The organism is Acidovorax carolinensis (genome assembly GCF_002157145.1).
GTDB lineage: Bacteria > Pseudomonadota > Gammaproteobacteria > Burkholderiales > Burkholderiaceae_C > Acidovorax > Acidovorax carolinensis.
The window spans coordinates 1425403-1449249 of record NZ_CP021361.1 but is presented as its reverse complement, the minus strand read 5'-3'; the positions used below and the strand labels follow the sequence as shown (position 1 = coordinate 1449249).

The 23847-nt window shown below is 65.7% G+C and carries 15 protein-coding genes and 3 pseudogenes; 11 read left to right on the top strand and 7 right to left on the bottom strand.

Going from position 1 to position 23847, the window contains the following annotated elements; translation table 11 throughout:
• Positions 1 to 35: 35 nt before the first annotated feature.
• Together CBP34_RS06770 and CBP34_RS06765 are read right to left on the bottom strand one after the other, a co-directional pair.
• Positions 36 to 3208, bottom strand: a pseudogene (locus CBP34_RS06770) (efflux RND transporter permease subunit).
• 8 nt (positions 3209 to 3216) lie between these two features.
• Positions 3217 to 4413, bottom strand: a complete 1197-nt coding sequence (locus CBP34_RS06765) for an efflux RND transporter periplasmic adaptor subunit (RefSeq protein ID WP_094097656.1) — start codon at positions 4411 to 4413, stop codon at positions 3217 to 3219.
• A 156-nt stretch (positions 4414 to 4569) separates the two neighbouring features.
• On the opposite strand from CBP34_RS06765, the gene hpnC reads away from it, so the two are divergent.
• The 6 genes and pseudogenes from hpnC (at position 4570) to CBP34_RS06730 (ending at position 12378) form a co-directional block, all read left to right on the top strand.
• Positions 4570 to 5511, top strand: coding sequence for a squalene synthase HpnC (gene hpnC / locus CBP34_RS06760; RefSeq protein WP_094097655.1), 942 nt, complete (start codon positions 4570 to 4572; stop codon positions 5509 to 5511).
• A gap of 233 nt (positions 5512 to 5744) precedes the next feature.
• A pseudogene (locus CBP34_RS06755) lies at positions 5745 to 7152 on the top strand (L-serine ammonia-lyase).
• Positions 7153 to 7406: 254 nt separating this feature from the next.
• Positions 7407 to 8558 (top strand): ABC transporter substrate-binding protein, encoded by a 1152-nt coding sequence (locus tag CBP34_RS06745; RefSeq protein WP_094097653.1) that lies wholly within the window; start codon positions 7407 to 7409, stop codon positions 8556 to 8558.
• A gap of 319 nt (positions 8559 to 8877) precedes the next feature.
• Positions 8878 to 9717, top strand: a complete 840-nt coding sequence (hpnD, locus tag CBP34_RS06740) for a presqualene diphosphate synthase HpnD (protein WP_094097652.1) — start codon at positions 8878 to 8880, stop codon at positions 9715 to 9717.
• A gap of 166 nt (positions 9718 to 9883) precedes the next feature.
• Complete coding sequence (hpnE, locus tag CBP34_RS06735) at positions 9884 to 11233, top strand: hydroxysqualene dehydroxylase HpnE (RefSeq protein WP_094097651.1); 1350 nt, start codon at positions 9884 to 9886, stop codon at positions 11231 to 11233.
• A gap of 137 nt (positions 11234 to 11370) precedes the next feature.
• Positions 11371 to 12378 carry a Bug family tripartite tricarboxylate transporter substrate binding protein gene (locus tag CBP34_RS06730; RefSeq protein ID WP_094097650.1) on the top strand — a complete coding sequence of 336 codons (1008 nt, stop codon included), beginning with the start codon at positions 11371 to 11373 and terminating at the stop codon, positions 12376 to 12378.
• A 62-nt stretch (positions 12379 to 12440) separates the two neighbouring features.
• On the opposite strand, the gene CBP34_RS06725 is transcribed toward CBP34_RS06730, so the two are convergent.
• The 3 genes and pseudogenes from CBP34_RS06725 to CBP34_RS06715 form a co-directional block, all read right to left on the bottom strand.
• Positions 12441 to 12653 (bottom strand): DUF2788 domain-containing protein, encoded by a 213-nt coding sequence (locus CBP34_RS06725; protein ID WP_086911953.1) that lies wholly within the window; start codon positions 12651 to 12653, stop codon positions 12441 to 12443.
• Entirely contained in the window at positions 12650 to 13492 is an 843-nt protein-coding gene (locus CBP34_RS06720) for a DUF2189 domain-containing protein (RefSeq protein ID WP_094097649.1), read from the bottom strand. Before CBP34_RS06720 ends, CBP34_RS06725 begins: the two co-directional genes overlap by 4 nt.
• 21 nt (positions 13493 to 13513) lie before the next feature.
• A pseudogene (locus CBP34_RS06715) lies at positions 13514 to 14235 on the bottom strand (HAD family hydrolase).
• A 177-nt stretch (positions 14236 to 14412) separates the two neighbouring features.
• Here CBP34_RS06715 and CBP34_RS06710 point away from each other — a divergent pair.
• From CBP34_RS06710 to CBP34_RS06695, 4 genes are all read left to right on the top strand, one after another.
• A complete protein-coding gene (locus tag CBP34_RS06710; RefSeq protein ID WP_157896446.1) occupies positions 14413 to 14970 on the top strand; it encodes a hypothetical protein in 558 nt (185 codons plus the stop codon).
• Between the two features lie 143 nt (positions 14971 to 15113).
• Positions 15114 to 15479, top strand: coding sequence for a TraR/DksA family transcriptional regulator (locus CBP34_RS06705; RefSeq protein ID WP_086927038.1), 366 nt, complete (start codon positions 15114 to 15116; stop codon positions 15477 to 15479).
• 89 nt (positions 15480 to 15568) lie between these two features.
• On the top strand, positions 15569 to 16678 hold the full coding sequence (gene hemH / locus CBP34_RS06700) for a ferrochelatase (RefSeq protein WP_094097647.1): 1110 nt from the start codon (positions 15569 to 15571) through the stop codon (positions 16676 to 16678).
• Between the two features lie 135 nt (positions 16679 to 16813).
• Positions 16814 to 19282 carry a Lon protease family protein gene (locus CBP34_RS06695; protein WP_094097646.1) on the top strand — a complete coding sequence of 823 codons (2469 nt, stop codon included), beginning with the start codon at positions 16814 to 16816 and terminating at the stop codon, positions 19280 to 19282.
• A gap of 16 nt (positions 19283 to 19298) precedes the next feature.
• Here the strand turns inward: CBP34_RS06695 and CBP34_RS06690 are convergent, their stop codons facing one another.
• Positions 19299 to 20648: a sigma-54 dependent transcriptional regulator gene (locus CBP34_RS06690; RefSeq protein WP_094097645.1), complete on the bottom strand. Its 1350-nt coding sequence runs from the start codon at positions 20646 to 20648 to the stop codon at positions 19299 to 19301.
• Positions 20649 to 20681: 33 nt separating this feature from the next.
• A complete protein-coding gene (locus CBP34_RS06685) occupies positions 20682 to 21932 on the bottom strand; it encodes a type IV pilus assembly protein FimV (RefSeq protein ID WP_094097644.1) in 1251 nt (416 codons plus the stop codon).
• A gap of 642 nt (positions 21933 to 22574) precedes the next feature.
• Here CBP34_RS06685 and CBP34_RS06680 point away from each other — a divergent pair.
• Positions 22575 to 23795: a hypothetical protein gene (locus tag CBP34_RS06680; protein ID WP_094097643.1), complete on the top strand. Its 1221-nt coding sequence runs from the start codon at positions 22575 to 22577 to the stop codon at positions 23793 to 23795.
• Positions 23796 to 23847: the final 52 nt, after the last annotated feature.

Genomic DNA, 23847 nt, shown 5'->3' with positions numbered 1-23847 from the left:
TACCCTGATGTGGGAGACGGTTTGAATCCGGGCGGTCATGCCACCTCGGGCACGGGCCGCCGCACACGGAACCAGGCGGCATACATGGCCGGCAGCGCCAGCAGCGTCAGCACCGTGGCCACCACCAGCCCGCCCATGATGGCCACGGCCATCGGGCCCCAGAACACGCTGCGCGACAGCGGAATCATGGCCAGCACCGCCGCCGCAGCCGTGAGCACAATGGGGCGCAGGCGGCGCACTGCCGACTCGACAATCGCATCCCATGCCGGCACGCCCCGCGCGCGGTCCTGCTCGATCTGGTCGATCAGGATCACCGAGTTGCGCTGGATCATCCCCATGAGCGCAATCACGCCGAGCAAGGCCACAAAGCCAAACGGCCGGTTGAGCAGCAGCAGGGCCGCCGCCACGCCCGCCAGGCCCAGCGGCCCGGTCAGGAACACCAGCATCGCGCGGCTGAAGCTGTGCAGTTGCAGCATGAGCAGCGTGAAGGTGATGAACAGCATGATCGGAATGCCCGCCGCGATCGACGCCGAGCCCTTGGAGCTTTCTTCCACGGCCCCCGCCACTTCAATGCGATACCCCCCTGCCCCGCAGTACGCCATTGGGCCTCGATCTCCTTGAGTGCCGGAAGCAGCGCCGCAGTCACCGTGGCGCCTTGCAGCCCCTCGGTCACGTCGCCCTGCACCGTGATGGCGTAGTCGCGGTTCTCACGCCACATCACGCCCGGCTCCCAGGTGAACACGGGCTTGGCGATCTGCGTGAGCGGAATCGCCTTGCCCGAGGCCGTGGGCAGATAGGCATTGGCGATGTCGGTGATGGCATTGCGTTCATCGAGCGGCTGGCGCAGCACGATGTCGATCAGCTTGTCGCCCTCGCGGAACTGCCCCACCTGCGTGCCCGACAAAATGGTCTTGGACGCCTGCGCAATCGACTGGCTCGTCACGCCCAGCGCGCGCGCCTTGGCCTGGTCCACCTCCAGGCGCAGCACTTTCACCGATTCGTTCCAGTTGTCGTTCACACCGCGCATGTCGGGGTTCTGGCGCATCTGCGCCTTCACCTCGTCGGCGCGCTCGCGCAGCACCAGCGGATCGGGCCCCACCACGCGGAACTGCACCGGATAAGGCACGGGCGGCCCACTGGGCAGCAGCTTGATACGGCCCCGCACCTCCGGAAACTCCTGCGCCAGCAGTGCCGGCAGCTTCTTGCGCAGCGACTCGCGGATCTTCAGGTCTTGCGGCACCACGATGAACTGCGACACATTGGTCTGTGGAAACACCTGGTCGAGTGGCAGGTAAAACCGCGGAACCCCTGAGCCCACCCAGGTGCTGACGGTGCTCACGCCGGGCTCGGCAAGGAGGCGCTGCTCCACCCGCTTGGTGACCTCTTCATTGCCCGCGAACGAAGTGCCCTCGGGGAACCAGATGTCCACCATGATCTCGGGGCGGCTCGAATCGGGAAAGAACTGCTGCTGCACCTTGCCCATGCCCACGATGCCCAGCGCAAAGGTCAGCACCGTGGCTCCGATGGTCAGCCAGCGGTGCTCCACGCACCAGTTCACCAGCCGGCGAAAGGCGGTGTAGAACGGGCTGTCAAATACCTCGTGCGGGTCGTCGGTGATGCCCTGGCTGGCCTGCGCCGCCAGCACATGCGGCGGCACCTTCAGCAGCAGCGTGCCCAGGTATGGCACGAAATACACCGACACGATCCAGCTCAGCACCAGCGCAATCACCGTCACGGCAAAGATGGCAAAGGTGTATTCGCCGGTCACCGACTTGGCAATGCCGATGGGCAAAAAGCCGGCGGCGGTGATGAGCGTTCCGGTCAGCATGGGCATGGCCGTGAGCTCATAGGCAAAGGTGGCGGCGCGCACCTTGTCGTAGCCTTCTTCGAGCTTGAGCACCATCATCTCGACCGCAATGATGGCGTCATCCACCAGCAGGCCCAGCGCAATGATGAGCGAGCCCAGCGAGATCTTGTGCAGGCCGATATTCCAGTACCACATGGCCAAAAACGTCACGGCCAGCACCATGGGGATGGTGATGCCCACCACCAGCCCCGGGCGCGGGTCGATGTACCAGCGCTTCCAGAGCGGTTGATTGCCGGGGCGCTTGTGCAGCCCCAGGCTGATGAAACTCACCGCCAGCACAATCACCACCGCCTCGATCAGCACCATGACGAACTCGTTCACCGAGCTGGCCACCGACTTGGGCTGGTCCTGCACATTCACCAGCTTCACGCCCGCCGGCAGCGCGCCGTTGATGCGCCCGGTCACGCCATGCAATGCCTTGCCCAGGGCAATGATGTCGCCACCCTTGGCCATCGAGACGCCCAGCGCAATCACCTCGCGCCCCTGGTGGCGCACCTTCACCGCGGCCGGGTCCACATAGCCGCGCTTTACCTCGGCAATGTCCGCCAATCGCAGCTGCGCTCCTGAAGGGCCCCGAATAGGCATGGCGCGCAGGTCTTCCACGGCGTTGAACTGCCCGCCCACCCGCACCTGCACCTGGTCTTGCGGGGTCTCGAAGGCGCCAGCGCCCTCCACCGCGTTTTGCTGCCCCAGTTGGGCCAGCACCTGGTTCATGTCCAGGCCCAGTTGCGCCAGGCGCTTTTGCGAAATCTCGATGAACAGCTTTTCGTCCTGCGCGCCAAACAGCTCCACCTTGGCCACATCGGGAACGCGCAGCAGTTGCTGGCGCGCGTCGTCGGCAAATGCTTTTAGTTCGGCGTAGCTGAAGCCTTCCGACTCCAGCGCGTAGATCACGCCATACACGTCGCCAAAGTCGTCATTGAAGAACGGGCCCTGAATGCCCTGCGGCAAGGTGTAGCGCATGTCGCCCACCTTCTTGCGCACCGTGTACCAGACATTGGGCACCTCGCTGGCCCTGGACGAATCCTTGATCTGGAAAATGATCTGCGACTCGCCGGGCTTGGAATAGCTGCGGATCTTGTCGGCGTAGGGCACCTCCTGCAGGGTGCGCTCGATCTTGTCGGTCACCTGCTCGGCCACCTGCTGGGCCGTGGCACCGGGCCAGTAGGTGCGCACCACCATGGCCCGAAAGGTGAACGGCGGGTCTTCGTCCTGTCCCAGCTGAAAATAGGCCGCAAAGCCCAGCAGCATCAACACCACCATGAGATAGCGGGTGAGCGCGGGGTGGTCGAGTGCCCACTTGGAGAGGTTGAACCCCTCTTTGGGTTGTCGTTGGGTCATGGCCAGCCTTACTTTGCGGAAGAGGCCGCAGCCGCAGCAGATGCGGCAGGCGCTGCCGGAAGAGCTACTGAATTGATAGCTGTTTGCGCTTTAGGCACGGGCGCTACAGCCGTTTTTGGCTGATAAACCATGACTTTCTGCCCCGGCGAAAGCACATGCACGCCGGTAGCCACCACCTGCATGCCGGGCGTCAGGCCCGAAGCCACCACGGCATCGTTGCCATCGGCGGTGGCAATCTGCACCACCTGCGACTTCACCGTGCTGGTGGCCGGGTCATACACCCACACCGCCGTGGTCTGCCCTTCCTGGCGCAGCGCGCTGGTCGGAAGCTTGATGGCCACAGCCCCCGCATGGCTCAATGCCTTGGGCGTGACATACACCGTGGAGCCCAGGGGCGGCACCTCGGCGCCTTCGAGCGCCACCTTGACCTGGTAGGTCCGCGTGGCCGCATCGGCGCTGGCCGCCACCTCGCGCACCTGGCCCGCCAGCTGCGCGCCCCCCGACCACACCCGCGCCACCACTTCCTGGCCAGGCCGGATCTGCGCCACCTTGTCTTCGGGCACGGCAAACACCACGTCGCGCGCGCCGTCTTGCGCAATGCGCACCACGGGCGTGCCCGCCGCCACCACCTGGCCCGGCTCGGCCTCGATGCCCGTCACCACGCCCGACACATCGGCCACCAGCGTGGTGTAGGCCGCCTGGTTGCCCTGCGACGACAGCTGCGCCCGCGCCTGGTCGAGCGCGGCCTGCGCGGCCTTGAGGGTGGATTCGCGGCGCTCCAGCTCGGCGCCGCTGATGAAGTTCTGGTCCTTGAGCGTCTGATAGCGCTTGTAATCAGCCGCCGCCAGGTCGCGCTGCGTGGTGGCCGATGCCAGCTGCGCACGCGCGGCATCGGTGGCCAGCTGGTAGTCGCGGGGGTCAAGTTGCGCCAGCACCTGACCGGCTTTCACCCGCTGGCCCAGCTCGGCCTGGCGCTGCACGATCTTGCCCGCCACCCGAAAGCCCAGGCGCGACTCGACACGCGCCCGCACCTCGCCCGAATATTCCAGGCTGGACTGCAGCGCCCCCAAGCCCACCGTGAGCAGCTTGACCGAGCGCACGGGCTCTTCGGGCGGCGCCGGCCGGGAACACGCAGCCAGCAACGCGACAGAGGCCACAAGAAACAGATACCGCAGCGAAGGCCGCCGGGTGAAGGGTGTGCGCATGAGAAATCCGGGGGTAGGAACGGGGGCTGCCTTGCACAAAATGTGACTCCCTCAAGCGCCGACCCACTGCGCGCGCCCGCTTTTGTCGGGACAAAGCAACCAAACCGTGAACTTTTACTGACTGGCCGGTTAGTAATCTAGAGGGTCACCCCAACAATGTCAAGCGACAATCCCGGCCGTGAACCCACGCCCGCCCTCCTCGCCACCCGCCCCCGCCACGCCCCACGGAGCCCCAACGGCACCCCCCCACCTGCGCCGCTGGTGGCCGCGCCCGTCACGCATTACGAAAACTTCCCCGTCGCCTCGCTGCTGTGCCCGCCGCACCTGCGCCAGCCCATTGCAGCCATCTACGCCTTTGCCCGCACGGCGGACGACATTGCCGACGAGGGCGACGCAACGCCCGCGCAGCGCCTCGCTGACCTGGTGGCCTACCGCGCCGAACTGTCCCGCGTGGCCGCCGGCCAGCCGCCCGCAGCGCGCTGGGCCGCCGTGTTCGGCCCGCTGCAGGCCACGCTGCACCAGCACGCGCTGCCGGTGCCGCTGCTCGACGACCTGCTCAGCGCCTTCATCCAGGACGTGGAAAAAACCCGCGATGCCCAAGGCTACGCCGACCGCGCCGAGCTGCTGGGCTATTGCCGCCGCTCTGCCAACCCCGTCGGCCGCCTGCTGCTGCACCTGTATGGCGTGACGGGCGAGCAGGCCCTGCAAGAAAGCGACGCCATCTGCACCGCCCTGCAACTCATCAACTTCTGGCAAGACCTGAGTGTGGACATCCCCCGTGGCCGCCACTACCTGCCCCACGCCGACTGCGCCCGCCACGGCGCGGGTCCGGCAGACTTGCAGGCGCTGCACAGCACGCCCGAAAACGTGCTGCTGATTACCGACTGCGCCCAATGGGCCCGCGCCCTCATGGAACAAGGCGCCCCCCTGGTGCACCGCCTGCCCGGCCGCGCGGGCTGGGAGCTGCGCCTGGTCGTGCAAGGCGGCCTGCGCATCCTCGACAAGGTCGATGTCTTGCACGGCGCCAGCCTGCAAACCCGCCCGCGCCTGCATGCGTGGGACTGGGGCGTGATGCTGGGCCGTGCGCTGGTCATGTAAGAAAGATTCATGGGCGGCAAGACGGTCTGACAGACCCCTGCGCCCAGCCCGCATGGTTTCAAGCAAGAACAGTCGCTAGCGCTTAACCAGCAAGCGATAGCAGCTATAAAAGTTGAAGCAATCGACCTGCCTGCCGCCAGGGTTGCACCCCCGGCCACACCCCACCAGCAGGGATTGCGAGCATGCTGCGGCCCTGTAGCCCGGTTAGCCTCGCAACCATGTCCACACCTACCCTGCCCGTCAGCGTTTTCGATCTTTTCAAGATCGGCATCGGCCCTTCCAGCTCGCACACCGTGGGGCCGATGATTGCCGCGCGCCAGTTTGCCTGCCACCTGCAGGCCACCGTGGGGCTGGCGGCGGTGCACGGCGTCACCGTGGAACTGTTTGGCTCGCTTTCTGCCACCGGCGTGGGCCATGGCACCGACCGCGCCGTGCTGCTGGGCCTGGCCGGGCACGAGCCCGACCATATCGACCCCGAGCAGATCGCGCCCACCATCGCGCAGATCCGCAGCAGCGGGGCGCTGGCCCTATTGGGCGAGCACCGCGTGCCGTTCATCGAAAAAGACCACCTGCTGTTTCGCCGCAAAAGCCTGCCGCTGCACCCCAACGGCCTGTGCTTTCACGCCTTCAACGCGCAGGGCGAAGAAATCGCGGTCCGCGAGTACTACTCGGTCGGCGGCGGCTTTGTGATCGACGCGGCAGGCCAGCGCGTGCTCAACGCCGCCGCCACCGCGCAACCTGACGCCGCAGGCCACGGCCAGGGCCTGCCCTACCGATTTCGCACCGGTGCCGAACTGCTGGCGCAATGCCACGCCACAGGCCTGTCCATGGCCCAGCTCATGGCCGCCAACGAGCAGCACTGGCGCAGCGCCGCTGAAGTGCGCCGCCAGCTCATGGCCATCTGGCAGACCATGGCGGGTGCCGTGCAGCGCGGCTGTGCCGCCACCGGCACATTGCCCGGCCCCTGCAGGTGCGCCGCCGGGCCGCCGAGCTGCACAAAAGCCTCAGCAGCCACCCCGAGGCCGCGCTGCGCGACCCGCTCGCCATGCTGGACTGGGTGAACCTGTACGCCATGGCCGTCAACGAAGAAAACGCCGCCGGTGGCCGCGTGGTGACGGCCCCACCAACGGCGCGGCGGGCGTCATCCCGGCCGTGCTGCACTATTACGTCAACTTTCTGCAGGGCGCTGGCAAGCCCAACGACGACGGCATCGCCACCTTTTTGCTCACTGCGGGCGCCATCGGCATCATCTACAAGGAAAACGCCTCGCTCTCGGGTGCCGAGGTGGGTTGCCAGGGCGAGGTCGGCGTGGCCTGCTCCATGGCCGCCGGCGCCCTGGCCGCCGTGATGGGCGGGACGCCCGAGCAGATCGAAAACGCTGCCGAGATCGGCATGGAGCACAACCTGGGCATGACCTGCGACCCCGTGGGCGGCCTGGTGCAAATCCCCTGCATCGAGCGCAACGCCATGGGCGCCATCAAGGCCATCAACGCCGCCCGCATGGCCCTGCGCGGCGACGGCCAGCATGTGGTTTCGCTCGACAAGGTCATCAAGACCATGATGCAGACCGGCGCCGACATGAAAGCCAAATACAAGGAAACCTCGCGCGGCGGCCTGGCAGTGAACGTGGTCGAGTGCTGAGGCAGTTAAGCAGGCTGCCTATCTGGTCAATGTCCTGCCCCTTTCAGCAGGGTGCGGCGGATGCAGCCCCGGCCGATGGCGGCACCCATGCTGACAGTGGCTTCACAGGGTTCATGGATTTCTTCGCTTTGACCATCGTGATGGATGGATGGATGGGACCTGTCGGCTGTTTCGCGTTGCCCGTCCTTGTCTATGCCAGACACCGGCGGGGGATACTGGAGCTTCGTAAAATCGCGATGCAATAGAAATTCACTATGAACATCAATACATCGATTCGTCACGGATTCCTTTCGGCTGTCATGGCCACTGTGCTGGCATTTCCCAGCGCTCACGCCGCAGACGGCGTCACGGCCCAACAACTCCTGATTGGCCAGACCATCACGCTGCAGGGCGGCAAAAACGACTACGGCGTCGCCGTGCTCGATGGTGTCCAGGCCTATCTCGCGCAGGTCAACCGCCAGGGTGGCGTTTTCGAGCGCAAAGTCGTCGTCAAGGTGCTGGATGACGACAACAAGCCCGCGCAGGCAGAGGCCAACGCCCGCGAGCTGATTACAAAAGACAAGGTCTTCATGGTGTTCGGCTCCATTGAAGGTGGGCCGTCCAATGCGGTGATGCAGGTCACCAACGAGCTCAAAGTGCCTTTTTTTGGCCCCATGGCAGGTTCCCCCACATTCCGCGCGCCGCACCAGCCGCTGGTCTTTCCCGTGCGCGCCGAGCACAAGGAGGAATTCCGCGCACTGCTAGAACACGCAAAAAACCTGGGCATGACTCGCGTGGCCTTCCTTCGCTCGGATTCGGCGGTGGGGCAGGAGCACCTGGCCAACGTGCGCAAGATCATCCAGCCCCTCGGACTGGAGCTGGCGGCCGACCTGCCGTTCAAATCTGACATCAATGACGCGGGCATCGACGCCGTGGTGAAACAGATCGCCAGCAGTGGCGCGCAGATGGTGTTCAACCATGGCAGCACCGGCACGTATGAAAAGATCATCCGCAAAGCGCGCGAACAGCAGCTTTCCACCCAGTTCTATGGCGTCAACTCGGGCTCTGCCCAGCTGGCCAGGCACCTGGGGCCTCTGGCGCACAACATGATCTTTGCCCAGGTGATGCCCAGCCCCTGGGAGCGCAAGACCGCGATCACCCGCGCCTACCAGGAAGCCTTCAAGGCCTACAAGCCCAAGGAAGACTTTTCATACGGCAGCCTGGAGGGCTACATGACCGCCCGCGCGCTGGTGGGAGCCCTGCGCCGCGCGGGGCCCAACCCCACCCGTGACAGCTTCGTCGCGGGGCTTAAGGACGCCGACCTCCAGATCGACGGCCTGAAGGTGAGCTACCGCAACGGCAACCACACGGGCCTGTCGCTGGTAGACCTGGCCATCGTGACCCGCGAAGGAAAATTCCGCCACTGAGGAGTGCCCCGGGGGCACGCTGCCCCAAGGCCTGCAGCCCAGCATGACGCACCGAGACAAAGCACCCACCTGGTCAGCGCAGGCACCGGCACCCGAACGGCTACGACGCTGCACACCCGGAAGACAGCGACAACCACCACGCCGGGTTGCGCGCAAAGAGGCCACAGAAGAAGGAGCGGCGTTGGCACCACGACGCCCGCTCCGATGACACTATAAAAATAGTAGCTTGTTACGCTTACTCAGCAAGCGCTAGAAGCCAAAAACATCCCAAACCCCGACACCCCAGCCGGCGCTGTGCGCCATGGGACAATCTCGCCCCATGACACCGCAGCAGTACGTACAGCAAAAGGCCGTGGCCTCGGGCAGCAGCTTTTATTACGCCTTTCTTTTTCTGCCCGCGCCGCGCCGCGCGGCCATCACGGCGTTTTATGCGTTTTGCCGCGAGGTGGATGATGTGGTCGATGAGGTGAGCGACCCCGGCGTGGCCCGCACCAAGCTGGCCTGGTGGCAAGCAGAGGTGGCCAAGGCTTTTGCCGGCCAGCCCACGCACCCGGTGATGCAGGCGCTGATGCCGCACACCTTTGACTACGGCATTGAGCAACGCCACCTGCAGGCGGTGATTGACGGCTGCCACATGGACCTGGAGCAGACCCGCTACCTCGACTTTGCGGGCCTGAAGGGCTATTGCCACCTGGTGGCGGGCATCGTGGGTGAAGTGGCGGCGCGCATTTTTGGCCAGACCGATGCGCGCACCACCGAATACGCCCACCGGCTGGGCCTGGCGTTTCAGCTCACCAACATCATCCGCGACGTGGGCGAAGACGCCATGCTGGGCCGCATCTACCTGCCGGTCAGCGAGCTGCAGCAGTTTGACGTGAAGGCGCACGAGATTTTGAAACGCCAGTATTCCGACCGCTTCACCGCGCTGATGCGCTTTCAGGCCGAGCGTGCGCACCGCCTTTATGACGAGGCCTTTGCCCTGCTGCCCGATGCCGACCGCCGCGCGCAAAAGCCCGGCCTGATGATGGCCAGCATCTACCGCACGCTGCTGCGCGAGGTGGAGCACGAGAACTTTCAGGTGCTGCACCAGCGCATCCGCCTCACGCCGCTGCGCAAGTTCTGGCTGGCGTGGAAGGTGCAGGCGCTGGGCAGAATGTGAGTACAACCCCCTGTGCGGCTGCGCCGCTTCCCCCTTCTCTCGCGCTGCGCGCGGGAAGGGGGACGCCACCAGTGGCCCGGCAAAGCCGGTTCCACAGTGGCCCTGGCCTTGGGCCGCGCCAGTGGTGCGCGCCCAGTTCTTTCGTTGATTTCGTGGATATTCAGGTATGAAAGTGGCCGTCATCGGTGCGGGCTGGGCGGGCATGGCGGCTGCCATTGGGCACCAGCAGGCAGGCCGCCAGGTCACGGTGTTCGAGGCGGCGCGCACCGTGGGCGGCCGTGCGCGGGCCGTGCCAGCCACATTGCCTGACGGCACACCCGTCAGCCTCGACAACGGCCAGCACATCCTGATTGGCGCCTATGCCGAGAGCCTGCGCCTGATGCGGCTGGTGGGGGTCGATACGCATTCGGCCCTGCTGCGCCTGCCGCTCACGCTGCAGTTTCCCGATGGCCAGGGGCTGCAACTGCCCGACCTGCCGCCGCCGCTGGATGCCTTGCTGGGCATTGCCCGCGCCCAGGGGTGGCACTGGCGGGACAAGCTGGCGCTGCTGCGCACGGCTACCGCCTGGCAGCTGCGCGGTTTTCGCTGCGCGCCGCAGACTTCGGTGGCCGAGCTGTGCGCGCCGCTCACTCCGCGCCTGATGGCCGAGTTCATCGACCCACTGTGCGTATCGGCCCTGAACACACCGGCGCGTGAAGCCAGCGGCCAGGTTTTTTTGCGCGTGCTGCAGGACAGCCTGTTCAGCGGCCGGGGCGGCTCCAACCTGCTGCTGCCGCGCGTCGATCTGGGGGCGCTATTCCCCCAGGCTGCGGCCCATTGGCTGCAGCGCCCCGGCGGCCAGGTTGTCACCGGGCAACGCGTGCAACGCCTGCAGCCCGTGCCGGGCGGACGCTGGCAGGCGGTGTGCACCGGCGACAGCGCCGACGACCCCGCAACGCGCGAGGTGTTTGACCAAATCACCCTGGCCTGCCCTTCCTGGGAGGCCAGCCGCCTGGTGCAGGGCCTGGCAGACCTGCCCGGGCTGGACCGACTGTGCGGACTGGACGGAACAACACACGCCAGCCGCTGGAGCAAGGCGGCCAACGCGCTGCGCTTTGAAGCCATCACCACCGTCTACGCGCATGCCCTCGGCGCCAGCCTGCACCGGCCCATGCTGGCGCTGCGCAACACGGCGCAGCACCCCGCGCAGTTTGTGTTCGACCGGGGCCAGCTCGACGGCCAGCACGGGCTGCTGGCCTTTGTGGTCAGCGCCAGCCATGGCGATCGCGCTCGCGTCGAACAACAAGTGCTGCAGCAGGCCGCCGCGCAGCTCGCGCTGCCCGCCTTGCAGCCCGTGCAGACCGTGGTGGAAAAGCGCGCCACCTTTGCCTGCACCCCCGGCTTGGAGCGGCCCGGCATGCAGGTGCTGCCGGGGCTGACTGCCTGCGGTGACTATGTGCAAGGCCCCTACCCTGCCACGCTTGAAGGCGCCGTGCTCAGCGGTACGGCCGTGGCGGCTTGCCTGTCAGCCACCTGAGCTGCGTTGCGACCGGTAGAGGCCGTAGCGTGCCCACCCCGGGAAACTACCCATATTACTGACAGCATTTCGACAGCCACACCGGGCACCATCGCACCACCCGCATACCGTATGTGCCATTGAACGGAAAACAGTCCATGCATTCAGATAACCCCAAGTACCTTGCACCCAATCGCCGTCGGTTGCTGAGCGCCAGCGGCGCCATGGCCCTGGGCGGCCTGCTGCCCGCGGCCTCATGGGCCCAGGCCGCGTGGCCGAGCAAATCGGTGCGTTTTGTGGTGCCCTTTGCACCGGGCGGCAGTTCGGAAATCGTGGCCCGCTCCACCGCCGCCGAGCTCTCCAAGACGCTGGGCCAGAGCGTTTTTGTGGACAACAAACCGGGCGCTGCAGGCAACATCGCCATGTCGGAAGTGGCCCGCGCAGACGACCAGCACACGCTGATCCTGGGCCACATCGGCACGCTGGCGGTGAACCCCTTCATCTTCGACAAGCTGCCCTACGACGCCAACAAGGATTTCAAGCCCGTGAGCCTGCTGGCCAAGGTGCCCAGCCTGTATGTGGTGCACCCCGATGTGCCGGCCAATAACCTCAAGGAGTTCATTGCCTACGCCAAAAAGAACCCGGCCAAGCTCAGCTACGGCTCGGCGGGCAATGGCAGCGCGGGGCACCTGGCGTTCGAATACCTCAAGATGACGGCCGAGATCTTCATGCTGCATGTGCCCTACCGCGGCACCGGCCCCATGGTGACCGACCTGCTCTCGGGCCGGCTTGACGCCGCCGCGGTGGGCGCCGCCGCCATGTTGCCGTTCATCCGGGCTGGCAAGGTGCGCTGCATCGCCACGGGCTCGGCCCAGCGCCTGCCGCAACTGCCCGACGTGCCCACCGTGGCCGAACAGGGCTTCCCCGGTTTCGAGATGACGCAGTGGTATGGCATGCTGGCCCCCGCCAGCCTGCGGCAGGAACACCTGGACAAGCTCGCCGCCGAAACCATGAAGGCCGTCAAGGCACCGGAATCGCTCAAGCGCCTCAATGGCGACGCGGCGGAAGCCATTGGCGGCACGCCCGCACAGTTTGCGCAGTTCATCGCAGCCGAACAGGCGCGCTGGAAGAAGGTGCTGCTGCGCGCCAAGGTCAAGCCCGACTGAGCTGCGCAGCCTGCATGGCTATCGGCGCCGGGCCCAAGACCGTGGTCCGGCGGGCGGCGCCGCTATTTCTCCAGCCACCACTGGATCACCACCTTGGCCAGAAAGCCCAGAAAGCCCACGCCCAGCCCCAGGAACAGCACAAAGGTGCCAAACCGCCCGGCCTTCGATGACCAGGCCAGCTGCCCGATGATGAAAATCATGTACAGAATGAAAGCTCCCACCCCGTAGGTGAGGAAGAAGCCCGAAATCTGCGCTTCGGTGAAACCAAAAATCACAGCTTCCCCCCTTGGGCGGGGCCCCGGTACGATTCGCGCAGCGGCAGACTGGATGCATCCACCAGGTCGCGGTAGGCGTGCCAGCTGGCATGGCCCAGCATGGGCATGACGGCGATCATTCCCAGCAACAACGAACCCAGACCCAGCAGGGTAAAGCCCAGAATCAGCGCGGCCCACAGTGCCATCGGCACCGGGTTGGCCAGCACCGTAAGCCAGCTCGTGAGGATGGCCTGGCGCAGGCTGGCGCGGCGGTCCAGCAGCAAGGGCATGGCCACCACGCTGGACATGAATATGGGCGCGGCCATCAGGCTGCCCAGCGCCAGCCACAGCTCAAACAGCCAGCCCTCGCTGGCCAGCACCACATGCTGCAGAAAATCACGCGGCGTCTCGATGGGCACCGGGGCCAGCAGGGTGATCAGGGCCGCCGAGGTCAACACCCAGCCGGTGGCGGCCAGCGCCAGCAAGGCACCGAACTGCACCATGCACCAATAGTCGTTGCCCCACTTGTTGACGTGGCTGTTTTGCCAGTTGAGCCAGGTTTTCAGCACCATGGCGGTGTTGGCCGGCTCGCGCCGCTCCAGCGCCCGGCTCAGCGCATACAGGCTGGTGGCCAGCACGGGCGCCACCACCAGAAAGCCCGAAAGCGCACCGGCCAGCAGCCAGAAGCGGTTGTATGCCACGGCCATGATGACGGCACCCAGCAGCGTCATGGCCAGGCCGTGGGCAAAACTGATCCAGCCGGCGCGCGCCATGTCGCGCCAGCCCAGGGCCAGCCATACCAGCGGTTGCATCAGCCCGATGGTTCGGACGACGGGCAATGGGGGCGGGGTAAAACGCATCGGTTTATCGGGCAAAGCGGGTTAAGGGAGCGCCACCGGGCCATCCAGCAAACGGCACAGCTCGGTGAGGCTGGAGACGGTGGCATGGGGCGGTGTGTCGTGGGGCCAGGCCTTTTGCGCGGTGTTCAGCCACACTGCCTGCATGCCGGCCGTGATGGCCGCCAGCGCATCGAGCGTCGCGTCATCCCCCACATGCAGCACTTCATGGGGCGCGACCCCCATGGCACTGGCGGCGGCGTGAAAGATGCGCGGGTCGGGCTTGGCCACACCAAACTCCTGGGCGCTGATACTGGCCTTGAAATAGTGCCCAATGCCCACGCGGTGCACATCGGCATTGCCATTGGACACTGCCACCACAGGGTAGCGCTGCGCCAGGAAGGCCAGGGTGGCGTGGGCGTCGTCAAACAGCTCCACCCGCTGGCGCTCGGCAAAGAACGCGTCAAACGCGGGCTCGGCCAGTGCCGCGTCATCCCCGGCTTGGGTAAGGGCCAGGCGAATGGACTCGCGGCGCAACGCACTCAGGTCGTGCTGCAGGTCGGGGCGCAGGCTCACCATCTGGTTGCGGATGGCGCGCAGCGCCGTGGTGTCGGAAAACAAGGCCGCGGTGGCGGGGCCTGCTCGGTCAGCCAGTGCAGCAAGACCGCCTCGGCCCGAGTGATGGTGGGCCAGATGGGCCACAGGGTGTCGTCCAGATCCAGGGTGACGGCACGGATACGGGAGATGTCGAAGGCGGCAGCAGGCACAGTGGATGAGTGAGAGGCGGGTGGCAGGCAGAGCCTGGAAAAGACCAGTCAGAGAATACTCCACACAGCCCACAGGAGCAGCTTTATGCGCCAGCCGCAGACATTTTCAGCCCTGGTGCTCTGCCCATAATGGCAACAGGCGCCGTCGCCACGCTTGCACAGACAACCCGGACCACCATGGAATTTCGCCTGATCTACGAAGGCCCCCTGCACGGGCAGGGCGCCAAGTCCTCGCACAAGTGGGAAATCCGCCGCGCCCTGCATCCCCAACTGCAACGCCTGTGGCAGGAGCGCCCGCTCAAAGAAGCCGCCAGCCGGCTGCTGGCCCATCCGGCTCCACCGGACCGTGTCTCCGTCATCGTGGAAAAAGGCGGCTTGCTTTTTGCGCCCCTGGTCACCCAGCGGCTGGACCTGTATGCCGAGCTTTCGGTGCTGCTGTTTCGCCAGCAGCCGCGCGGCACACTCATCACCGATGGCGGAGACATCGACAACCGACTCAAAACATTGCTCGACGGCCTGCGCGTGCCGCGCGGCGCCATGGAGGGCCGCGCCGAGCTGCCCCAGGAGCCAGCCCCCCTGCCCTTCTTTTGCCTGCTCGAAGACGACTCGCTGGTCACCAAGGTGTCGGTCGAGTCCGAGCAGCTGCTGCGCCCGGCCAAGCCCGACGAAGTGGTGGCCATCATCTCGGTGCATGTGAAAAAGACCGTGCTGTCGCACGACAATATGTCGTTGTAGGCAGCGGGGGCCAGACACCGCCGCAAACCCCCGTACCATGCAGACCATGGTGCACGGCAGGTTCCCGGCGGGGCCATCTCCGCCAGACCGCCGCATGGGCCGGGTTCCGGCCACGCACCGATAAACCCCTCTAGGAGAGAAAAATGAGCGAAACACTGACCGCCACACAACGCGAAGAACTCAAGGCCCTGCTGCTGGCGGCGCGCAAGGACGTGCAGGCCCAGATGCAGCAAAACCGAGAAAACCTCGCGCCCCCCGCTGCCGACCAGGACGGCACCGTGCAGGGCAATGTGGGGCGCGAAGTGGACCAGGCGCTCACCAACATCGACGCAGCCGACCTGGCGCGCATCGACCACGCACTGGATGCCCTGGAAGACGGCAGCTACGGCCTGTGCGCCGAATGCGGCTGCTCCATTCCGTTTGAGCGCCTCAAGATCGAGCCGCAGACGCAGCACTGCGTGGCCTGCAAGTCGCGCTGGGAACAAGGCAAGAGCCACGCCCGGGCGTAGTCCTGCGCTTTACGGGCTGACACACAGGCCGCGAGCACGGCAAAAGGCCCATGCCGGTGCACCGGCCCTGCCTTGCGTGAGAATGCGGCATGCCTTTTCAAACCGAACCGCCCTATACCCACGGCCAGGCCGAGCGCACCGCCGTGCTGCTGTGCAACCTGGGAACACCCGACGAGCCCACGGCCCCTGCCGTGCGGCGTTATCTTGCAGACTTTCTGGGCGACCACCGGGTGGTCGAGATTCCACGGCTGGTGTGGTGGCCCATCCTGCACGGCATCATTTTGCGCACCCGGCCTGCCAAATCCGCCGCGAAATACGCCAGCGTGTGGACCCCCGAGGGCTCGCCCCTGGCGGTGTGGACCGCCAAACAGGCCACGCTGCTGCGCGGCTGGCTGGGCCAGGCCGGGCACAACGTGCTGGTGCGCCATGCCATGCGCTACGGCAACCCCTCCATCGCCAGCCAGCTCGACGCCCTCAAGGCCGAGGGTGCCACCCGCATCCTGATTTTGCCGCTGTACCCGCAGTACTCTGGCACCACCACGGCCAGCGTGCTGGACGCCGTGTATAGCTGGGCCGCCCGCACACGCAATGTGCCCGAACTGCGGTTTGTGAACCGCTACCACGACCATCCCGGCTACATCGACGCCTTGGCCCGCACCATCGAAACCCACTGGAAGCACCACGGCCAGCCCGACAAGCTGGTGATGAGCTTTCACGGCGTGCCCGAACGCACGCTGCAACTGGGCGACCCTTACCACTGCGAAAGCCTCAAGACCGGCCGCCTGCTGGCCGAACGCCTGGGCATGCGCAAGGATCACTACCAGATCACCTTCCAATCGCGCTTTGGCAAGGCCAAGTGGCTGGAGCCCTATACCCAGCCCACCATCGAGGCCCTGGGCAAGGCCGGCACGCGGCGCGTGGACGTGGTGTGCCCCGGCTTCACCAGTGACTGCCTGGAGACGCTCGAAGAGATCAACATGGAAGTGCGCGAGGCTTTCTTGCACAACGGTGGCAAGGAGTTTCACTACATCCCCTGCCTGAATGACAACCCCGCCTGGATCACTGCGCTGAGCCAGGTGGCCCAGCAGCACCTGGCCGGCTGGCCCACTGCGGTGCCCGATGCGGCCGCGCTGGCCGATGCGCGGGCCCTGGCGCTGGCGGGTGGAGCGCCTGCGGGGGCCTGCCCCGTAGCGCATTAACTATTATTTTTATAGCTTCTAGCGCTTATCCAACAAGCGCCAGAGGCCATTTTTATCCATATTTTGAATGCAACAACCTGCCACCCGCCTTGCGCCGTGCGCAGGCCCATGCCGCTTGCAGCAACGCCCTCGCCCATGCCCGCCATCGCCCTTGAACCCCATCAGCTGCGGCTGACCATCGCACCCGAATCCCTGGGCTTTGCCAGCACCGCCGAACTGCAAGACCTGCCCCTGCCCTGGATCGGCCAGGAGCGCGCCCAGGCCGCCACCCAGTTTGGGCTGTCCATGGACCAGCCCGACTACCACCTGTTCGTGCTGGGCGAAGTGGGCAGCGGGCGCACCTCGCTGCTGCGCCAGGCCACCCAGGCGGCGGCCGCGCAGCGCGCCGTGCCGCCCGACCTGTGCTACCTGCACAACTTTGACGCCCCCGAGCGGCCCCGCGCCCTGCGCCTGCCCGCCGGCCAGGGGCGCCAGCTGCGCGTGGCCATGCTGGAGATGGCCAAGATGCTGCAGACCGACATCCCCAAGCGCCTGGCCAGCCCCGACTGCAAGGCCGAAACCGAGACAATCCAGAAAGCCTGGCAAAAAGAGGAGGCCAGCGCCTTTGCCACGCTGGATGCGTTTGCCGAGGCCCGCCACTTTCGCCTCTCGCGCGAAGGCGGGCAGATGGTGTTCACCCTTACGGGCGACAAAGGCCACCCGCTGACCGAAAACGAGGCCCTGGCCCTGCCGCGCGAACGCCGCGCCGAAATCGATGCCGCCGAGCAGGCCCTGCGCAGCGAGATTGCGCGGTTCCTGGACGCCATGCGCCCGCTGGAGCGGGCACGCGACGAGGCCCTGGCCAACCTGCGCCGCCAGACCATCAAGCCGCTGATCGAACATGCGGTGCAGGACATCCGCCAGGGCCTCAAGAAGCAGATCAAGGACGCGGCCAAGCTGGGGCAGTGGCTCGACCAGGTGGAACGTGAAGTGCTGGCGCGCCTGGCGCTGTTCGAAGCGGGCAACGCGGACGACGAGGACGCCGAAGACGAGCGCAAGCACCAGCTGGCCGAATTGCTGGCCCGCTGCCAGGTGAACCTGGCCGTCGACAACAGCGAACGCAACGGCGCGCCGGTGGTGGTGGAAGAAAACCCCCAGATGCGTGGCCTGTTCGGCGCCATCGACATCCAGACCGATACCGACCCGCCGCACGCCGACTTCTCCTGCATCCGCGCGGGCAGCCTGCTCAAGGCCCATGGCGGCTTCATCGTGCTGCACCTGCGCGACCTGGTGGAAGACGAGGGCCTGTGGCCCAGGCTGCGCCGGTTTCTGCGCAGCAGCCGCCTGCAGATCGACGAGGCCAGCGCAGCGGCGCATGGCCCCACCACGCCCATCGCGCTGCAGCCCGAAGCGGTGGATGTGGACGTGAAGATCGTGCTGATTGGCTCGGTCGAGGAGTATTACGCCCTGCAGGAGGCCGACCCCGACACCGCGCGCCGCTTTCGCGTGAAGGTGGACTTTGCCGAGCGTTTTGCTGCCAGCCCTGCCACCCGCCACGCCACCGCCATCTTTGTTGCCCACAGCTGCAAAAAACGAGGCCTGCCCCACTTCGCACCCAGCGCCGTGGCACGCCTGCTGGAGCAAACCCACCGCGAAGCCGACGACCAGTGCCGCCAGAGCGCGCTGTTTGCCAACACCGACGCGCTGGTGATCGAAAGCGCCGCCCTGTGCCGCGCGCGCGGCGGCACGCTGGTCGAGGCCCCCGATGTGGATGCCGCACTGCTGGCCCACACCTTGCGCCACAACTATCCCGAGGAGCAGTTGCACGAATCCATCACCGAGGGCGAGCGCCTCATCACACTGCACGGCACGGTGGCCGGCCAGATCAACGCCATGACGCAGGTCGATTTGGGCGACTACCGCTTTGGGTTCCCCGTGCGCATCACGGCGCGCACTTTTGCCGGGCACGAGGGCCTGCTCAACATCGAGCGCGAGGTCGATATGTCGGGCCCCATCCACGACAAGGGCGTGCTGATATTGCACAGCTACCTGACCGCGCTGTTCAGCCATGTGGCCCCGCTGGCCCTCAATGCCTCGATCGTGTTCGAGCAGGAATACAGCGGCGTGGAGGGTGACTCGGCCTCGTGTGCCGAGCTCTATGCGCTGCTATCCAGCCTGTCGGGCCTGCCGCTGCGCCAGGGCATTGCCGTGACGGGCGCGCTCAACCAGCACGGCGAGGTGCTGCCCGTGGGCGGCATCAACGAAAAGATCGAGGGCTGGTTCCACGCCTGCGCTGCCGCGGGGCTCGATGGCACGCAGGGCGTGCTCATCCCCGCCCGCAACCTGCGCCACCTGATGCTCAGCCGCGCCATCGTGGATGCCGTGGAACGCGGGCTGTTTCATGTGTATACCGTGTGCCATGTGAGCGAAGGCATTGCGCTGCTGACGGGCGAGGCCTCGGGCATGGTGCCCGGCGCCCTGCCCGACCTGGCCGCCGATGTGGAGGGCACCGTGCTCAGCCGGGCCGAGCAGACCCTGCGCGCCTTCCGGCGTGCCTGCCAGAGCGCAGGGCAAACCCGGCGTGGCAGTGTCAGGCGCAACGGGGCGGCCCGGCAGGCTGGCTGAGCCCCTCAAGCGGGGCTTACGATGCCTCCGCGCTGATGCGGTGCTTGTCCATCAGCCGATACAGCGTCATGCGCGAAACACCCAGCTCGCGCGCGGCGCGCGTAACGTTGTTGCCCATCAGCGTCAGCGCCCGCGCGATCGCTTCGCGCTCGGCCAGCGTGCGGGCAGCATCCAGGTCGGTACTGGCCACCACATCGGCGGGCGCAAGACCAAGGTCGCGGGCACTGATATAGCGCTGGTCGGTCATGACCACCGCACGCTGCACACAGTTGTAAAGCTCGCGCACATTGCCTGGCCACGAATAGGCGGCCATGGCCGCCAGGGCCTGCCGGTCGAAGCCTTCCACGCGCCGGGGCCGGTCGGCAGCGCAGACCTTGAGGAAATGCTTGGCCAACAGTGGCACATCGTCCATGCGCTGGCGCAGCGGGGGAACCTCGATGGTCAGCACATTGAGCCGGTAGAACAAATCCTCCCGAAAGCGCCCCCGCGCCACCGCCTCGGCCAGGTTCACATGCGAGGCAGCCACCACACGCACATCCACCGCGGTGCTGCGCACGGCGCCCACGCGCTGGATGGTTTTTTCTTGCAGGAAGCGCAGCAGATTCGCCTGCAATTCCAGCGGTAGGTCCCCGATCTCGTCTAGAAAGATGGTGCCGCCATCGGCGGCTTCGATCAGCCCGCGCCGATCGGCAGACGCTCCCGTGAACGCCCCCTTCACGTAACCAAAAAGCTCCGAATGGATCAGGGACGGCGCAATGGCGCCGCAGTTGACCTCCACCCAGGGCCCGCTTTTGCGTGGCGAGCATGCATGGATGGCATGGGCCGCCAGCTCCTTGCCGCTGCCGCTTTCACCGTGGATCAGCACCGGTGCAAAAGCCCCGGCGACCTTGCGGATGTCCTTGCGCAACTGCACCATCGACCCGGCCTGCCCCACCATGCCCAAGGTGTCGGCCTCCGGTGATGTGTCGGCGACGCCGTGGCGCAGCATGGCGCGCTGCGCGGCATGTTCGATCATCCGGTCCAGATCGGGCCATTCCAGCGGCAGCACCTGGTAGTCAAAAAAGCAGTTCAGGATCAGCGCACGGAAAACATGCGACTCCAGCACCGCCTGTTCACACAAAGCCACCCATTCCGTTTTCAGCGAGGCATGCACACAGGCCTCCAAGGCGGCCACGCCGGCTTCGTCCAGCCGCTGCGCGGCATCTGCCACGACCAGAGCCACGGAAAATTTACGTTGTGCCAGAAGGCTGTGGGCTGCCGACACATCGCTGCAGCATGCAACGTCCCACCCGGCGCGCCGCAGGTGGCCTTCCACTGTCTTGCCCTCTGCTCCCAGACTCAGGCATAGGATCTTGCGCGCAGGCATAGGATCTTGTTCTCGTTGGTTCACGTTGCACGGTCAAAAGGACATCGGAAGGCGCACGCTCAGCGTGAGGTCGGGCGTGTCGCGCGTGAGGCCTGCACCCACCGTGACGTTCAGGGTGGTCCGATTGCTGTACCGGTACGAATACCCGAGCAGCAGCGACGACAGCTGCGTGCGCACAGAGCTCGGTACGTTCACGCCGTTCTGTTTGGTGCGGCCCACGGAATTGAGGTCAATGCCCACGCTGAACGACGAGCGGTCATTGAGCGCCAGGCCCATGCCGAAGTTGATGCCCCACACATCACCAGGCTTGACGCTGCCGATGAACTCCTGTTCACCTGCCAGTACCCGGCGGCTCACGTTGCTGCGGCCGAAATTGTGCGTGTAGCTGATGCCGCCAAAAAACACCGCGGGGTCTGAAGGCAGCAGCCAGGTCAGCGAAGGCTGCAGCGAATAAAAGCCCGACCCCGTGGGCAGGTCCAGCGGCAACCCCGTTCCGGTGGTGTTGCCCAGGCAGCGCGTCACGCAGTCGGTAACCACCTCGAACGGGTCCTTGCCAGTGCGGGTCTTGAAGCGCAGCGAACCAATCAGATAGGGGTCGTTGCCCTTGGGCTCGTTGAGCTGGTAGCGCGCCGCAAACTCGATATCGCCAATGTCTCGGCCGCTGGAGTTGAACGCCTGCTCGGATGCCGACCCCGTAAAGATCTCACGGCTGATCGAATTGTCCGAGCGGTACACATAGGGCACCTTCATCTCGACTTCAAGGCGGCGGGTCAGTCCCCACCGGCCTGTGAGCGCCGCAGTCAGTGTGTTGCGCTTCACTTCCCGTACGTCAATCAGCCCGATCAACAACGCCGGAATGACGGTGTAGCCAACAAGGGCCACGCGGTTGCTGGACGAATAGCCGTATTGCAGAGACGGTTCGAGCACATAGTGGCCCGGCTGCGTGAGGATGCCGGGCTGGTCGAACAAGGGCGCCACCGCCGGAGGCTGGTTGTCCACTGCCGGTGCCACCCCCACCTGCACGGGGCGTTCCCCGGTGTCCGCAGGCGCCTTGCCTGCAGGCGCCGCCTCTGCCGTGACCGGCTGCGGCGCGTTGCGCGCTGCTTCGGCAACCGAGCGCTCCAAGTCCCGGTAGCGGGCCTCCTGGTCAAGTACCTGCCGCTGCATTGCCTCGATCTGGCGACGTTGTGCGCTGACCTGCTCCTCCAGTGCCTCAAGGCGCTGGCCAATGCCCTGGCGGGCAGGCAAGCTTTGTGCCTGCACCATGGCGCTTGAAAGGGCCATGACCGAACCGGTAACCAGAACCCACGATCTGGGTGAACTGTGCGTTTTCATGCGACTACTCCCCATGGCGCTGCAACGGCGTTTTTGTTTTGCCAACAGTGGCGGTGAACGCCGGGCAAGAATAGGAGCGAGGCTCTCATCGGGCAAGCAACACTCTGCAAGAGGAAGTAATTTTGGGTGCAAGACTTCACACTGGTATCAAGTGACAGGCCCAAAGATTGGTGCGGAATCTGCAGCGTCCGCGCATGTGATTCGCAATGCTCGATTCGACGGCTATATCCGTGCATCACCCCCCTCGCACGCGCCCCGACACAGCCAGCGTCACAGCACTGAGACACCAGTGGAAGGACAAATACAGGGCGATTCTTCATGAGAATCAACTGCCACAGCAGAAGCGAAAACACCGAAAGCGCTGCGACATGTGGTCCCGGCGTCAACCTCCTGTGACACTTTGCGCGGAACCATCCCGTCCACTTCACTCTGCAAATGCCCATTCGCCACATTGACTTGCCTTTTCTCCTGTAGGGCCGCACAACCACAACCCACTGGCAGGTGACTGGCACTGAAGTTGCTGAACGTCCTCCGAATTGCGTCCGCGCAACTCAACCCTTGATCTTGGTTCATTCCACCGTAGGAGGCTTTATGAAGAAGACACTTGTGGCTTCGGCCATGGCAATTGCGTTCGGTATCAGCGGCGCGGCATTTGCCAGCGACACCAACCAAACCACAACCCAGGCGACCGAAGAAGGAAGCAACACCAATAACGTCACCAGCAACACCACCAGCACAGACAACAACAGCGTCGTCAAGACCAACAACAGTGTGCGCAACTACACAAAGAACGACAACGACACGATCAACAAAACCAGTAACGCCAACAAGACCGACAACAGCGTCAACAAGGACTCTGGCGACGCCACAGCCAGCGGTGCGCGCTCGGCTGCGGTGAGCAATGGCTCCACCGGCACGTTCACTAATGCGTTCAACGTGTCCAAAGCCACAGCCACCAGCAGCCTCCATGGCATGGTCACAGGCAACAAGGTGCGTGACATTGGCAACAACGCCACCAACGAAGGCAATGCCAACGGCGGCAAAGCCTATGGCGCCGATGGCGGCAAGGGCTATGGCGGCAATGCCAAAGGCTATGGCCAGGGCGGCGATGGCGGCGCGGGCGACGGTGGCAAGGGCGGCAAGGGTGGCTCCGCTTCCAACGGCGACGTCACCAACGGCAGCGCCAGCAACGGAAACTCCACCGCCGGTGACGGCGGCAAGGGATACGGTGGCCGCGCCAATGGCGGCGACAGCAGTAGCACGGCCTCCGCCAACGGCAAAGGTCGTGGAGACGGCGGCAGCAGCGGCTCGGCCAATGGCGGCAACAACGACGGTGGGGCTGGCATCGGTGGCAACGGTGGAAACCCCGGTGCCGGTGGCAACTCCACCGCCAGCGGCTCTGGCGGTACGGCTACCAACACCAGCGGCGGCGGCACTCGCACTGCAGGTGCGGGTACCGGCGGCGCCGGCGGCGCAAGCACCAACGGCAGCGCCACCAACGGCAGTGCCACCAACGGCACCAACACCGCCGGCAATGGCGGCGCTGGTGGCAATGGCACCGGTGGCAACGGCGGCAACGGCGACGGTGGTGTGAATACCGCCGGCGCTGGCACGGGCGGCTCAGGCCAGGGCGGCACTGGCGGCGCGGGTGGCACGAACAGCGTGAGCGCTGGCACCTTCAATATGTCCAACACCATGACCAGCGTTGGTCAGTCGGCTGCGGGCATCATGGTTGCCAGTCAGAACAGCGGCATTGCTTCGCTGGTGCAGCAAAGCGTGAACGTACAGGCCAACTTGGCCGTCGGCAAGTAAGCGCAGCCAACAGAAAACCGCGCGGCGCGTGCTTTTTCATGCACGGCTGCGC